Source organism: Clostridium sp. UBA7503 (assembly GCF_002477055.1).
GTDB lineage: Bacteria > Bacillota > Clostridia > Clostridiales > Clostridiaceae > Clostridium_J > Clostridium_J sulfidigenes.
Genome location: NZ_DLNT01000007.1, coordinates 22,196 through 37,395, shown reverse-complemented (window position 1 = coordinate 37,395; position 15,200 = coordinate 22,196). Strand labels below are relative to the sequence as shown.

Sequence of the window (15,200 nt, the reverse complement as noted above, 5' to 3'; positions counted from 1 at the left end):
TACTTGCTTCTAACTTTAATTGAATATGTCCTTAATTCCAATAATCTCTTCAATATATGGTTTCCCACTAGAGGTGTATATATCTTTTAATTCAGATACTGTTACACCCTTTATTCCTAAGTATATCTTTTCTTTATTAACCTGTTCCCTCTGCCCTTTATTTTCCTTTTCATAACCCTTTTTATTTACAAATACTCCTATTACATCGTGAACTATATAATAACTATTTTTATAATTTCCTATAAACATAGCTACATGTCCATTCAGAAATATAAGGGTTCCGGGTTTCAAGCTATCTAATATTTTCATTCTTTCATGATAAGTCATTTCTTTATGAACAAGCAATGTTTTCCCAACAGATTTTTTTAATTGATCACCACTATTTCTTGGAAATTGTATTCCAAAACTTCTAAAGGTATCTATGATAAGGGAAGAACAATCTCTTCCATTGAATTCTCCACCCCACCCATACCTTTCTCCTTGGAATTTAAATATTTGTTTTAATATATTACTTCTACTACATTTTAAATATCCTCTACGAACATCTTCATTATATGGAATTAAAATATTAGTAAACTTTAATTCACCATTACTTTCTCTTAGCGGATATTTAACTACATAATTACCTTCACTATACATATCATAAATTAATTCTTTCTTGCTCAAATTAGTTTCTATAGGTAGTTTTACTCCCATATCAATATCTAAATTTCTTAATGCCTCTATAAAAGGATTATAACCGAGATTTATCTTTTTACCTGTAACTACAATGAAATCTTTGCATTTACAATATTCTTCTATTTCTTTTTTACTTCCAAGAGCTATATTATCTTTTTTAATCCATCCTGAATAATTATAGGTTTTACAAAAACACCACTTTCCATCTTTACTAAAAGCATATATAATACAAGGTTCCACTGCATATATAGCACTTTCCATAAATCTGTCTAAATCGTATTCTTTATCCCCCTTAAACACTCTATCACTAGTAGGAAATGTTCTTATACTTCCCCTCTTTACTAACAATCCATATTCTATAGAAATTTTGTCCCTTATTTCATTTAAATTCATATTATCAATAAGTTTATCATAATATTCCTTGTTTACTTTACTACCATTCTTGTATCTATCACCTTCTGGAATCTTGCTTACACAATTTATCATAGTAATTACATATTCTTTAGATACTTCATTCTCCTCATTAAATATATCATAAATATATCCCTTTTTAATTCCTTCAGCATTGTATTTTTCTATTTCATCCTTAGTGAGAATAATATCTTTACTTCTCTTGCATAACTTTATCCATAAATCACTATAGTACATTTCATCCATAACATTTAGATTAGTATTATGATTCATTGTATATCCTCACCTCTAACTATATATTTTTACTTAAATATTTCTTAATTTTAAGCAATCCTTAATATAATTATACTATTTATTTGCTTAACATATTATAAATTTACATAAATATAAATTAAATGTAATCCTTTCTTGTTATTCTTTATTTACTTGACAATTTGTATTGACATTAAACATATATATGCTAAAATAAAGTTAATAATTTCTGCATCATAACTCAAAATTTATGATATAATAGAATAATAATTAATAATATTATCGCAATGAAGAGGACAGTAGATATGTCACTTTATTTACAGAGAGAAAGCATAGTAGCTGAAATTGCTTTTAAGTAAATCATGTTGAAGACCACCTCTGAGTGACTCTAATAAAGTCCGTTAACTACGTTATAGTTTTTAGAGTGGTCCTTTATATCACTTATTTAAATTAGTTATCTTTATAATCTAATTTAAATAAGTTTAAGGACAATTTGGGTGGAACCACGGGTATACCTCGTCCCTTTTCTTTATGAAAAGTGACGAGTTTTTTATTTTATATAAGATGAAACTCCATCTCACATAGGTTGGATGAAGTAAGTTCGAGGAACCAAATAAAAGATTTGGATTCTCACTTAAAGTTTTTGGATAGAATATTAAGTATAGAAGGGAGATTTTTAAATGATTAAAATTACTTTAAAAGATGGATCAGTTAAAGAATTAGAAAATGAAATGAGTATTATTGAAATTGCAAAAAGTATTTCTGAAGGACTCGCTAGAGTCGCTACAGCTGGAACAGTAAATGGAAAAACTGTAGACCTTCGTTATATAGTTAAAGAGGATTGTGAATTGAATATTTTAACTTTTAATGAGGATGAAGGTAGAAGAGCTTTTAGACATACAGCTGCTCACATATTATCACAAGCTGTTAAAAGACTATTTCCTGAAGCAAAACTTGCTATAGGACCCGCTATAGATAATGGCTTCTACTATGACTTCGACCTTGAAGGTGGATTTTCTAACGACNNAAAATAGAAGCTGAAATGAAAAAAATAGTTAAGGAAGATTTATCAATTGAATGTTTTCAACTTCCTAGAGAAGAAGCGATTAAACTTATGAAGGAACAAGATGAACCTTATAAGGTAGAACTTATAGAAGATCTACCAGAAGGTGAAATCATAACTTTCTATAAACAAGGTGAGTTTACTGACCTTTGTGCTGGTCCTCACTTAATGACTACAAAACCAGTAAAAGCTTTCAAGTTAACTAAACTTGCAGGAGCTTATTGGCGAGGAAACGAAAAAAATAAAATGCTTGCTCGTATTTATGGAACTGCCTTTACAAAGAAATCAGAACTAGATGAATACCTAGAAGCTGTAGAAGAAGCTAAAAAACGTGACCACAATAAGCTTGGAAGAGAACTAAAGTTATTTACTACCTCTGAACCAATAGGTCAAGGTCTACCTCTTCTAATGCCTAAGGGTGCTAGAATTGTTCAACTTCTTCAAAGATGGGTTGAAGATGAAGAGCAAAAAAGAGGCTACCTTTTAACTAAAACACCATTAATGGCTAAAAGTGATTTATATAAAATATCTGGACACTGGGACCATTATAAAGAAGGAATGTTTGTACTAGGTAATGAAGAAAAGGATAATGAAGTATTTGCATTAAGACCTATGACTTGTCCATTTCAATTCACAGTTTATAAAGCTGAATCTAAAAGTTATAGAGACTTACCTCTAAGATATGCTGAAACTTCTACATTATTTAGAAATGAATCTTCTGGAGAAATGCATGGATTAATTCGTGTAAGACAATTTACAATTTCTGAAGGTCACCTTGCATGTAGACCAGATCAACTTGAAGATGAGTTTAAAGGGGTAGTTGACTTGATTAACTATATGCTTGATACTCTAGGTCTTAGAGAAGATATTAGTTATAGATTATCTCTATGGGATGAAAATAATAAAGAAAAATATATTGGAGAGCCTGAAGCTTGGAATGCGGTTCAAAATAAGATGAGAGAAATCTTAAATCATCTTGGAATTGAATATACTGAAGCTGTTGGTGAAGCTGCCTTCTATGGTCCTAAACTTGATCTTCAGATTAAAAATGTTCATGGTAAAGAGGACACTATAATTACAGCTCAAATAGACTTCTCTCTTGCTGAAAGATTTGGAATGACTTATGTAGATAAGGATGGTCAAGAAAAATATCCATATGTTATTCACAGAACTTCTATTGGTTGCTATGAAAGAACTCTTGCCCTTCTTATTGAAAAGTATGCAGGAGCATTCCCAGTATGGCTTGCACCAGTTCAAGTTAAACTACTTCCAATCTCTGAGAAGTATCATGACTATGCTGATGAAGTTTATGCTGAACTTAAGAAAAATAATATTAGGGTTGAAGTTGATTACAGAGCAGAAAAAATTGGTTATAAGATTAGAGAAGCACGTAATGAAAGAGCTCCTTATATCCTAGTTGTAGGAGAGAAAGAAGCTGAAAATAAAGAAGTTGCAGTAAGAAGCCGTAAAAATGGAGATGAGGGTTCAATTTTTATAGATAACTTCATTGAAAGAATTATCAAAGAAATTGAAAGTAAAGAAAGATAATAGAGTAAACAGACTTTAATGTAACTAAGGACTGAGAAAATCTCAGTCCTTTTATTATACTAATTTTTAACTCTATATGTAAAAAGAGCTATTTTAAAATAGATAGCTCCATATTAAAATAGCCACTTTCATTAACTATAAACTATAGTAATTTACTTGAGCTAATACTTCCTAAGAATGGTGGATGTTCCCCATTTTTAGGAATACCAATAACTATTGCACATAGCAAAACAAAAACTCCCATTACACACATTTTTTTACAAAACTTACTCATTTATCAAAGCACCTCCTTTATACATATTTTATCATTGAAGGAAACAGATTGCAATAAACTCTGTATCATATATAAACACTTTTCTGCCTTTTCATATTCTTTATTTTTAAAATAAAGTTCTTGAAGTTTAGTATAATATTTTATCTTCAAATCTGAATTATTAGTATTTTTCAAAACCCCAATAGCAGCTTCTATAACCTTTTCTAATTCTTCTTTCATATTTAATTCACAGTAAATTTTCTCAAGAAGTTCGTATCCCTTAAATATATACTCATAATCATTATATTCATTAGCTTTCTCAATGCCCAGTTCTACTATCATTATAGCCTCGTCATACAGCTTTTTACTAACATAAATATTAGCTTTTTCAATTAAAGTGTGAGATACATTTTTATTATCAACCTTATTCCTAATTTGTTGAGACTTATTATAGTAATCTAAAGCCTTGGATAATCTTTCTTCTCGTCTATATAAGGAACCTAGATTGTTATATATGAGTCCTAATAGCTTAGTGCTTTCCTTATCGTTTCTTTCCTTTACTATTTCAATTAATTCCTGAAGTATTGTAATTGCATTATCTATTTCATTTAATCCTTCATAACAGTTGGCCTTTAATATATTTACATAAACATAATTTAAAAATTCTTTTTCAAACTCAATCCTATTGATAAATTTATTTATGATATCTATAGCTTCATGAAATTTATTTATACAGCTATATGCTACTGATAAATTATATGTAGCATACTTTAAAACCTTTTCATCCTTAAACATCTCTGCATTATATATAGCTTTATTAAAATATACAATAGCCTCTTCATAATCAAGAAGTAGTGATTTAGAGTACCCTAATCTATTATAAACGTAACATATTTCAATATTTAGTTCTTCCCCTCTTAAAATATCCATAGAATAAAAATAGTTTTTATAGGCTTCTAGATATTGATTTTCTTCAAAATAAAGATCTCCCTTTCTTCTGTACACCTTGGCTTCAATTGAGTTTAAGTTATATCTTTCTCCAATATTCATAATTTGGTTTAACTCATCCATAGATAAATCATTTTTAAGGGCTTTTTCGCAATATAATTTAGCATCCTCTTCTACACTTCTTGAAAAATAATCTTCTTCTAGCTCTAATTCAATATTTAATTCTTTAGCTTTTTTCATAAACTTTTCAGCAATAGTCTTTGATGCCTGTAATGTAATATTCCTTCTTCCATTTTCCAACAAACCTAAATATCCTCTGGTAAAATGAGAATCTTGAAATTCTTGCTGAGTCATTTTTAGTTGTTTTCTTAATAACTTTATTTTTTTATTTCCACTTAAAAACTCCACACTTTTCTCCATAGCCTTCTTATTAAACCCCTTCTATACCTAAGTTTTAATTTATTATTTTCTACTTCATCTTAAATCATATCATTTTTAAATTCATACTACAATAAATTGGATACTACATTTATATATAATATGTATTTCAAATACATATTATTCCATAAAAATATATTCTTTTTTTATATCTTTATAAAATTTTAAGCTGAAAATAAAAATTTATTTACAGGATACTACATTTTTTGCGATACAATATGTAATATTCATTGTTTCACTGTAAACTGTTAAAGTAATTTGACTTAAACTTTTTATAGCATTTTTGATACAAAAATATATAATAAAAGTATAATATTAATAAGGGGATGATTTTATGAACAAAAAACTAATCTCAATTCTTGCAACTGTAGCTTTAGCTGCAACCTTCACTTTTCAACCTGTAAATGTACAAGGCTTAGAAAAACCTACAAAAAATAAAGCAGATATCTTAAAGGAATTCAAAAATTTAAACAAAGGTAAGGAGAAAGTTCACATTGATAACAAAGATGGAATGAAACTATTTATAAGCGGTATCCTATCTGAAACTGTTAATCCATCTTCTAGTAGTGTTATTGATTTCTTAAATGAAAACATGTCACTATTCAATATGAAAAATATTAAAAATAACTTTTCTCTTATCACTGCTGAACAAGATGATTTAGGATTTACCCATATAAAACTTCAGCAAACCTTTGATGGGAAAAAAGTTTATGGAAAAACTATAACTGCACACTTTGATAAAAATGGTGTTATTACTGGACTAACAGGAACTTTAGAAAATAGAATATCCTCAGTAACTAAAAAGAATAATAAACCCCTTACTGCAGATAAAGCTATAGAAATAGCTAAAGCTTCTAAGACATTTACTGAATTAACAGAAGAAGTAAGAGCTGAAAATTATATATACTTCGATGATAAAAATGCTTATGAAGTTTATAAAATAAACCTTGCTTATGATCTTCCTGAAATGGAAAGTTGGGAAATTTTCGTAGATGCTTATAGTGGTGATATTATAAAAACAGAAAGTTTAATAAGAGAAGCCGGTCCAGTTACTGGTACAGGCATTGCTGTAAATGGTACTACTAGAGAGTTAAATTTATACCAAAATAAAACTAACTCATATCAATTAAAAGATACTACTAAACCTATGACTGGAACTATAAACACTTATACAGCTAACTATAGAACTACAACAACTGGTACTTTAATGACAAGTTCTAGTACTACAGTTTCTGATAAAGCTGCAGTAAGTGCCCATAGCTATGCAGAAGTTGTATATGACTTTTATAAAGATTTATTTAATAGAAATAGTTTAGATAATAGAGGCATGTCCTTAACATCTGTTGTACACTATGGATCCCGTTATAATAATGCCTTTTGGAATGGATATAAAATGGTTTATGGTGATGGTGATGGCTCCTATTTTGCACCATTATCAGGAGATCTTGATGTAGTTGCTCACGAAATGACTCATGGAGTAACTTCAAATTCTGCAGACCTAGCTTATGAATATCAATCCGGAGCATTAAACGAATCCATGTCAGATGTTCTAGGTGTTTTAGTACAAACCTACGACAAGTACAATGTTGCAAATGGTGGTCAATGGACATTCAATTCTTCTGATTGGGTAGTTGGAGATGAAATTTATACTCCAAAAGTATCAGGAGACGCATTAAGAAGCTTAGCAAATCCAACACTATATGATCAACCTGCTCACATGAATAATTATCAAAATCTACCAAACACACAAGCCGGAGACTGGGGTGGCGTTCACATCAACTCTGGAATTCCTAATAAAGCTGCTTATTTAGTTGCTCAAAATATAGGCTGTGAAAAAACTGCTCATATATATTATAGAGCATTAACTGTTTATTTTAACTCCACTACAAACTTCTCTCAAGCAAGACTTGGTTTAATACAAGCTGCTACAGACTTATATGGAGCTAATTCAACTGAAGTACAAGCAGTATCTAATGCTTTAACATCAGTTGGAATTCTAGGTAACTAGCAGTACACCTATTTATAAAAATTTAAACTCTATATCTAGTATTATGATTAGATATAGAGTTTTTTATTTTTATTTATAATAGGATAATGCCTTTTTACCCATCTTAGTCCATACTGACTTAAATGTGCTTTTATCAACCTTTGCATTTTTAACTCCAGTTAAAGGATCATTATAATATATTGAATTCTCATCCATACCTGTGATTAATACTGCATGTTGAGTAAAATAAGAATTTATAACCCTTCCATTACTAGTCCAAGTATGAGAGACTTTCGGTTCTTTAAAAGTAGATGTTATCCATACTACAATTGGTCTTCCACTTAATAGTACATTTTCCAACTCACCATAATCACAACCTGTCAAATCTAGTGCTTTATCTGGTAAGTATTCATTTATTACTGGTGCAAGAGCCACAGGATCTATAGAATATCCAGGAGTTTTACCTGTTATATCTCCAACAAACCCCTTCTTTGGGTTTCCCCATTCTATTATATTGCCTTTTGAATCATATTTAATTGGAGTTAAATCCCTCTTTACCTTCCCAATTACAGAATCCTTACTAACGTTAACTCCTGCATAATTTAGCATCATAGTTAAGGATGTTGCCTCACATCCGTTTTTATATTCTGGCAACTGACTAATTATAGCTACATCTAGGTTTATTTGCTTTGATGCATTTAATGCTTTTTCTAATTCATCTTTCTTTCTCTGAATCTCTTCTTCTTTTAATCGCTTTTCTTCAGCCTTTTTAGCTTCTGCTTCTTCCTTAGCTTTTCTTTCAGCTTCTTCTTTTGCTGCCTTTTCTTCAGCTTTTTTCCTTCTCTTTTCTTCCTTCTCAAGCCTAGCTTCTTCCTCTGAACTTATATAACTAACATTGCCCTTGCTAGCTAAAAAACTCATATGATCTTGAAGAGCACTAACCTTTTTACTTTCACAAATATATATGTTAAATGTAATTACTAATGCTACAAAGGAAAGTGCTAATATAAACAATGTAAAAAGCCTTTTCATAGTACTCCCTCCTCGTATACAGCTCCTATGGACTATTAATTAAAATCCACCTTTTTAATATTATCGTCAAGTTCTGATTGTACTTTAGGTGGTTTAGTTGCAATATATACAGCTGCTATAATAATTATTGAACCTATTATTTGACTAAATCTCAAAGTTTCTCCAAGTATAAAGAAGCTAAATATAAATGTAACTACAGGACATAGATTTAAGAATAAAGTAGATATACCTACATCTAATTCTTTAAACGCAAAATTATATCCAAAGTTTCCAAAAGAAGAGCATATTAATGCTAAAAACAAAAGATTTAAAATTATATTACCATTAATCATCTGGAAGTTTATAGCTTCAAAAGGTAATAAGGGTATAAATGCTAGTGTACCAAAAATAGACTGATAGGTTGTAATGGTTATGTTAGAATATTTTTTAAACAGAGGCTTTGTAATTATTAAATACCCACACCATGCTATTACACTACCAAACATATAAAGATATCCTGATAAAGACCCCCCTAATACATCTTTTCCTATAACTAAATAAATTCCAAATATAGATACTATAATACCAATTACACTTAATCTAGATATCTTTGTTTTATAAAATATTTTATCTGCTATTATTGCTGCTACAGGTAAAGTAGCTACTATTATGGATGCTGAATTAGCAGACACCCTTAATATACCATTATTTTCAAAGAAGAAATATAAGGTGATAGCAAAAATTCCACTAACAGCCAATCTCGCATAATCTTCTTTATTAACTTTCTCCTTATTTGTAAATTGTTTTATTATAATAAGTGTTACAGTGGCAATAAAAAACCTAACAAAGGCCATTGCTACAGGTGAAAATGCATCTAATACTACTTTTATACTAACAAAAGAAATTCCCCAAGCTACCACTACACCTATTAACGTTATGTACGCTAATGCTTTTTTTGTCTTCATAATTTTTCCCCCTCTCTGCATGCTTAATTATATCATAATCTTGTACTATTTCTATTATTAATATAAACATTTATTATACTCTAGCATCTTATATTGATATAATAAATCCACTACACTTATTAAAATCTTATAAATGTAATGGATTATTTTTTATTTTATAACTTTGTGGCATATTTTTTTTCAAAATAGTGAACTACTTCATACATTAAATAAGCAATTATTGAGAGAATAACCACACTCATCATTACCATATCTAATTGTGCTACTTGTCCTCCATATACTATTAAGAAACCAAGTCCTTTTTTTGCTACTAAAAATTCTCCCATTATAACTCCTACCCAAGAAAGTCCTACACTAATCTTTAGTGCAGATATAAAAGTTGGTGTCGTAGCAGGAATGATTAAGTTAGTTAAAATTTTAAACTTTGACGCACCGAAGGTCATTAAGAGTTTTATTTTATCTTCTTCTACTTCTCTAAAACCTGAAAGTATACTTATTATTGTAGAAATTATAGAAATTAATAATGCCATAATTATAATTGCCTTAATTCCATTCCCCGCCCAGAATATTATTATAGGTCCTAAAGCCACCTTAGGAAGTGCATTTAGTACTACAATATATGGATCTAAAACATTGGAAAGAAAGTGTGACCACCACAACATTATTGCAATTATAGTTCCTAAAAAGGTTCCTAAGGTAAATCCAATTATAGTTTCAAAACAAGTTATTGTTATATGATTAATTAAAGCTCCTTCATTATACAACTTCATAAAGCTCTTAAACATTCTTAATGGTGTACTGGTTAAAAACGGGTCAATAATCTTTAAATTGCCTAATACCTCCCAAAGAAGAAAAAATGCAACTAATATAAGTATTCTAGTAAAAATAATCTTTCTTCTGCTTCTTTTTACCTTCTTTAAATATTCTTCATGTTCCTTACTTATCATCATAATCCATCTCCTTCCATATATCATTAAAATATACTCTAAACTTACTGTGTTCACGACACTTTAAAGGAGTTAGATTTTCTCCATCAAATTCTATCTTTATAATTTTCTTTATTACTGCTGGTCTTTTTGATAAAACTATTATCCTAGATGACATAGACACAGCCTCTGAAATGTCATGGGTGACCATAATGGCTGTTTTACCTTCATTTTTAATTATTTCATATATTTCATCACTTACATTTAGTCTAGTTTGATAATCTAAGGCTGAAAATGGTTCATCTAAAAGTAGAACTTCTGGGTCTAAAGCTAAGGTTCTAATTAAAGCAACTCTTTGCCTCATGCCACCTGATAACTGTCTTGGATAATGATCCTTAAACTCCCATAAATTATAGTTTTTTAATAATTTCTCTAATTTTATTTTGGCATCATCATTCATCATTTTTTTAATTTTTAATCCTATACTTACATTCTGCAATACCGTTAACCATTCAAAAAGTTGATCCTTTTGAAACATGTATCCAATTTTATCTGAGTACCCTTCTTGAACACGTCCATCAACTAATATATTTCCTGAAGAAGCTTCAATAAGCCCAGATACTATATTTAAAAGTGTGGATTTTCCGCATCCTGAAGGTCCAACTATACTTACGAACTCTCCACCGTTTACTGTGAAGTTAATATCTTTTAATGCAACAGTCTCTGCAGATAGTGTATGATAATTCATATAAACATTCTTTATTTCAATTGTATTCATATCTCCATCTCCATATCTTTATTTTTTATCTTGTTAGTTTTCTAATTTCTTTTCTATAATTACTTATAATCCTTAGCTTTAAAGTTCTTTAATATTTTATAGTACTAATATATGAGGTTATAATAAATGTTGATAATAAAACTTATACCTTATATAAATAAAAGGAATATGCCTTTAAAATCCTAAAGACATGTTCCTTTAAAATTATTTATTTGTATATACAATCTATAGATTTCAATTATGCTTAAAAATCATTTTTCTTTATTTCTTCATTGCCTTTTCACTAATTGAATTATTAACTATATCTTTAAATGGTGGTCTTTTAGTTAGAAGCTCAGAGTCATAGGATTCTATAATATCCATTAATCTATTCATATCCTCTTCGCTTACTGTTGGAGTTTTAGCATAGGCTTCTATTTTTTTATAATTCCTCACAACTGTTGCTATTACTTCTTCATTTGTTCCTGGAAAGAACTCTTTTATAGAAGTGGCAACTGTAGTATCCTTATTAGACATTACCCACTCCTGGCCTTTTTGAATAGCCTTAACAAATCTTACTAACAAATCTTCATTCTCATTAATATAAGATTGAATAGTATAAAAACATGTATATGGAAGGTTTCCCGCACTTTCTCCAATAGATGCTACTACAGATCCATTTATTTCATTCGCTATTACACTAGCAGTTGGTTCAAATATTGCAGCATAGTCTCCAGTACCGCCTTTGAATGCTCCTGGAACTGCATCAAATGCTATATTAGTAACTAAATTTAAGTCCTTTTCTTTGTCAATATTCTCATTTTTTAATACATACTCAAGAGCCATTTCAGGTACTCCACCCGGTCTTCCTCCTACAATTGTCTTTCCTTTAATGTCTTGCCATGAAAAATCACTATGTTTTTCTCTAGATACTAAGAATGATCCATCCTTTTGAGTTACCTGTGCAAATACCACTGGATAATCTTCTCTACCTTGATTATAAATATACATTACTTGCTCTGGTCCTGAGAATCCAATATCAACACTTCCACTAATAAGTTGTTGCATAGTTTTATCTGCACCTTGGCCTGTGGAAAGTTCAATCTCAATTCCTTCTTCTTCAAAGAATCCCTCACTAATTGCTGCATACATTGGTGCATAAAAAATGGATCTAGTTACTTCATTAAGTCGTATAGTTGTTATTTTATCTTTATTTCCTTGATTTTCTTTGTCTGATGTCTTATTTTTATTACATCCTGTAAATAAGCTAACACATATAAATGCACAAATTAAAGCACTTAATAACTTAATAGTTTTCTTTCTCATAATTTCCTCCTAGAATAATATTAGTAATACAGTTTAACACTTCACTTCTCATACTCTATAATATGTAGAATAATGATTTTTGCTAACTAAAGTTTATAACTAATAATTATTAATATTGAAAAAGTATAATTGTATAACCTAAAAATACTGTGCCATTTGACATGTATCATAGCCCATGTTAGTATCCTTGTGTAGCATTACTGAATTTATATATTCTATTCATTTTAAAATATAAGGAGGATTTCTATGTCTATAGCAATAATGGCATGTAGAAAGTTAGTCGGTCAATGTGCTGGAACTGGATGTTTTGATGCCTATAACAATTTAACTGATGCCTTTCGAAAGTATGAAAATTCAAAACCTATATTATCAAGCTTCTTCTATTGTAGTGGTTGTGATACAACTATATCAGATCAAGAAGATTGGAATCATAAAATAGAGCAACTTAAAAGAAAAAAAGTCGATACCATTCATATAGCTCTTTGTATAGATGTTGAGTGTGATAATTATAATAAGCATGAAAAGCTTTTAAAGAATCATGGATTTAATGTAATTCATGGAACTCATAAATAATTAGATTTATTATATAATTTAAAGAAATCAATTAAAATCTAATATTAATAATTATATTAAAAAGTGACTAATAGATAAAAGTTCAATTGGTCACTTCTATATTTTTATCATATATTTTATCACCTAATTGTTAGTAATAGCTCCAATTCATTTTATCACCTATATAGTTACATTTATTTATAAAATTATATATATTGTATTTTTATGTTATAATATAATTAAAATATACAAGGAGATGATAAATTTGGAACTTAATTGGAGTCTTAAAGAGCTTTATTCTTCCTTTGAATGCAATGAATTTAAAGAGGATTTGAATAAGCTAGATGAACTTATAGAAAATTTCATAACTACTACTAATAACATTATTGATAGTACAGATTCACCTGCTAAGTTGTTAGAAAATTTCATATCTATGAATATAGAAGTAAAAACTCTAGCAAGAAAATTAGGTAGTATGGTTCACTTAACTCTTAGTGTAGATACCAAAAATTCAACTGCTTTAAAATATGATGATATTCTTTCTTCTAAAATTAGTAATCTAGCTGAAAGCGAAGCTAAAATTACAAAATGGATTGGTAATCTTAAAAATTTAGATAAAATAATTCAAGGTTCTAGATTGCTTAGTGAACATAATTTTTTCCTTAAAGAAAAAGCAGAAAATGCAAAATACATGCTAAGTGATAAAGAAGAAGCTATAATAGCAAAAATGAAAAATACTGGATCAGACGCTTGGTGCAAACTTAAAAACGTGCTAACCTCTGGCCTTATGGTTGATATAGAACTATATGGAGAAAATAAACAACTACCTTTATCTATGATTAGAAACATGGCTTATGAAGCTGACTCAACTATTAGAAGAAAAGCTTATGATGCTGAAATTAAGGCTTATGAAAAAATTCATGATGGTATGGCTGCTGCTATTAATGGAATAAAGGGTGAAGTTATAACACTTTGTGATATGAGAGGATTTTCTTCTCCACTAGATAAGACTCTTTTTAATTCAAGGATGGATAGAAAAATTTTAGACTCTATGCTAGACGCTATTAAAGAATATCTTCCTATATTTAGAAAGTATCTCAAAAGAAAAGGAGAACTTTTAGGCCATAAAAACGGTCTACCATTTTATGATTTATTTGCACCTATGGGTAATGCTGATATGACTTACACCTATGAAGATGGATGTAAGTGTGTAATTGATAATTTTAGAACCTTTAGTGATGACTTAGCAGATTTTGCTAAAAATGCCATGGAAAAATCATGGATAGATGTTTTACCTAAAGAAGGAAAGGTAGGAGGTGCATTTTGCTCTAGACTTCCTCATGTAGGTGAGAGTAGGGTGTTATTAAACTATGGTAATACCTTTAGTGATGTAGTTACCCTTTCCCATGAGCTTGGTCATGGGTATCATGGATATTGCCTTAACAATGAAAGTATATTAAATGCACATTATCCTATGCCAATAGCAGAAACAGCTTCTAACTTCTGTGAGACTATAGTAAAAAAAACAGCTATTAGAACAGCTACTAAAGATGAGGCTTTCTCTATCTTAGAAACTGAAATTAGTGACTGTACTCAAGTTATAGTTGATATTTATAGTAGATTTCTATTTGAGAGTGAATTATTTAAAATAAGAAAAGAAAATTCTCTTAGTGTAAAAGATTTAAATGAAATAATGATTAGTGCTCAAAAAGAAGCTTATGGAGATGGCCTCGATTCTAACTTCCTCCATCCATACATGTGGGCTTGTAAAACTCATTACTATTATGCTGAAAATAATTTCTATAACTTTCCTTATGCCTTTGGTCAATTATTTGCAAAAGGTCTTTATGCAGAATACTTAAAGAGGGGCGATTCCTTCCCTGAACAATATAAAACCCTTCTTTCGGCAACAGGAAAAAATTCTTTAAGTGATGTAGCTAAAATAATGAATATTGATATCTCTTCTAAAGACTTTTGGATAACTTCTTTAAAAATGATAGAAGAAGACATCAATCTCTTCTTAAAATATAATAGTTAAAGTATTGAAGATTATATTAGAAATTTAAGAAAACAGTCTGATTTAAA

The 15,200-nt window shown here is 29.3% G+C and carries 11 protein-coding genes, 1 pseudogene and 1 other annotated feature; of the genes and pseudogenes, 4 read left to right on the top strand and 8 right to left on the bottom strand.

The genetic code is table 11. The annotated features are described in order from the left end of the window. Window positions 1-15 precede the first annotated feature (15 nt). A complete protein-coding gene (locus B3630_RS01470; RefSeq protein WP_346894876.1) occupies window positions 16-1,362 on the bottom strand; it encodes an SH3 domain-containing protein in 1,347 nt (448 codons plus the stop codon). Between the two features lie 257 nt (window positions 1,363-1,619). Continuing rightward, window positions 1,620-1,868: a binding site (T-box leader), on the top strand. Between the two features lie 153 nt (window positions 1,869-2,021). Between B3630_RS01470 and thrS the strand changes: the two are divergent. Continuing rightward, window positions 2,022-3,952, top strand: a pseudogene (thrS, locus tag B3630_RS01465) (threonine--tRNA ligase). Between the two features lie 142 nt (window positions 3,953-4,094). Here thrS and B3630_RS01460 read toward each other — a convergent pair. Further along, window positions 4,095-4,226: a hypothetical protein gene (locus B3630_RS01460; protein WP_346894874.1), complete on the bottom strand. Its 132-nt coding sequence runs from the start codon at window positions 4,224-4,226 to the stop codon at window positions 4,095-4,097. A 3-nt stretch (window positions 4,227-4,229) separates the two neighbouring features. Further along, window positions 4,230-5,561 (bottom strand): helix-turn-helix transcriptional regulator, encoded by a 1,332-nt coding sequence (locus B3630_RS01455; RefSeq protein ID WP_346894872.1) that lies wholly within the window; start codon window positions 5,559-5,561, stop codon window positions 4,230-4,232. Between the two features lie 364 nt (window positions 5,562-5,925). Between B3630_RS01455 and B3630_RS01450 the strand changes: the two genes are divergently transcribed. Next, window positions 5,926-7,599 carry a M4 family metallopeptidase gene (locus B3630_RS01450; RefSeq protein ID WP_346894870.1) on the top strand — a complete coding sequence of 558 codons (1,674 nt, stop codon included), beginning with the start codon at window positions 5,926-5,928 and terminating at the stop codon, window positions 7,597-7,599. A gap of 69 nt (window positions 7,600-7,668) precedes the next feature. Here the strand turns inward: B3630_RS01450 and B3630_RS01445 are convergent, their stop codons facing one another. The 5 genes from B3630_RS01445 to B3630_RS01425 form a co-directional block, all read right to left on the bottom strand. After that, window positions 7,669-8,610 (bottom strand): C39 family peptidase, encoded by a 942-nt coding sequence (locus tag B3630_RS01445; RefSeq protein ID WP_346894868.1) that lies wholly within the window; start codon window positions 8,608-8,610, stop codon window positions 7,669-7,671. 35 nt (window positions 8,611-8,645) lie between these two features. Then, a complete protein-coding gene (locus B3630_RS01440; RefSeq protein ID WP_346894866.1) occupies window positions 8,646-9,554 on the bottom strand; it encodes a DMT family transporter in 909 nt (302 codons plus the stop codon). Window positions 9,555-9,709: 155 nt separating this feature from the next. After that, window positions 9,710-10,504, bottom strand: a complete 795-nt coding sequence (locus B3630_RS01435) for an ABC transporter permease (RefSeq protein WP_414632987.1) — start codon at window positions 10,502-10,504, stop codon at window positions 9,710-9,712. After that, on the bottom strand, window positions 10,491-11,258 hold the full coding sequence (locus B3630_RS01430; protein WP_346894864.1) for an ABC transporter ATP-binding protein: 768 nt from the start codon (window positions 11,256-11,258) through the stop codon (window positions 10,491-10,493). The genes B3630_RS01435 and B3630_RS01430 overlap by 14 nt, the downstream gene beginning before the upstream one ends. A gap of 261 nt (window positions 11,259-11,519) precedes the next feature. After that, window positions 11,520-12,563: an ABC transporter substrate-binding protein gene (locus tag B3630_RS01425; protein WP_346894862.1), complete on the bottom strand. Its 1,044-nt coding sequence runs from the start codon at window positions 12,561-12,563 to the stop codon at window positions 11,520-11,522. Window positions 12,564-12,809: 246 nt separating this feature from the next. Between B3630_RS01425 and B3630_RS01420 the strand changes: the two genes are divergently transcribed. After that, the gene (locus B3630_RS01420; RefSeq protein WP_035135126.1) at window positions 12,810-13,136 is read left to right on the top strand and encodes a CGGC domain-containing protein; all 327 of its coding nucleotides are present in this window, start codon (window positions 12,810-12,812) and stop codon (window positions 13,134-13,136) included. 244 nt (window positions 13,137-13,380) lie between these two features. Beyond that, on the top strand, window positions 13,381-15,153 hold the full coding sequence (locus B3630_RS01415) for a M3 family oligoendopeptidase (RefSeq protein ID WP_346894860.1): 1,773 nt from the start codon (window positions 13,381-13,383) through the stop codon (window positions 15,151-15,153). Window positions 15,154-15,200 lie beyond the last annotated feature (47 nt).

Excerpts from the sequence above, each read along its gene's own strand:
- B3630_RS01435 (WP_414632987.1), bottom strand. The coding sequence starts at position 10,504 with ATGATGATAAGTAAGGAACATGAAGAATATTTAAAGAAGGTAAAAAGA.
- B3630_RS01450 (WP_346894870.1), top strand. The coding sequence starts at position 5,926 with ATGAACAAAAAACTAATCTCAATTCTTGCAACTGTAGCTTTAGCTGCA.
- B3630_RS01440 (WP_346894866.1), bottom strand. The coding sequence starts at position 9,554 with ATGAAGACAAAAAAAGCATTAGCGTACATAACGTTAATAGGTGTAGTG.
- B3630_RS01430 (WP_346894864.1), bottom strand. The coding sequence starts at position 11,258 with ATGAATACAATTGAAATAAAGAATGTTTATATGAATTATCATACACTA.
- B3630_RS01460 (WP_346894874.1), bottom strand. The coding sequence starts at position 4,226 with ATGAGTAAGTTTTGTAAAAAAATGTGTGTAATGGGAGTTTTTGTTTTG.
- B3630_RS01470 (WP_346894876.1), bottom strand. The coding sequence starts at position 1,362 with ATGAATCATAATACTAATCTAAATGTTATGGATGAAATGTACTATAGT.
- B3630_RS01445 (WP_346894868.1), bottom strand. The coding sequence starts at position 8,610 with ATGAAAAGGCTTTTTACATTGTTTATATTAGCACTTTCCTTTGTAGCA.
- B3630_RS01420 (WP_035135126.1), top strand. The coding sequence starts at position 12,810 with ATGTCTATAGCAATAATGGCATGTAGAAAGTTAGTCGGTCAATGTGCT.
- B3630_RS01425 (WP_346894862.1), bottom strand. The coding sequence starts at position 12,563 with ATGAGAAAGAAAACTATTAAGTTATTAAGTGCTTTAATTTGTGCATTT.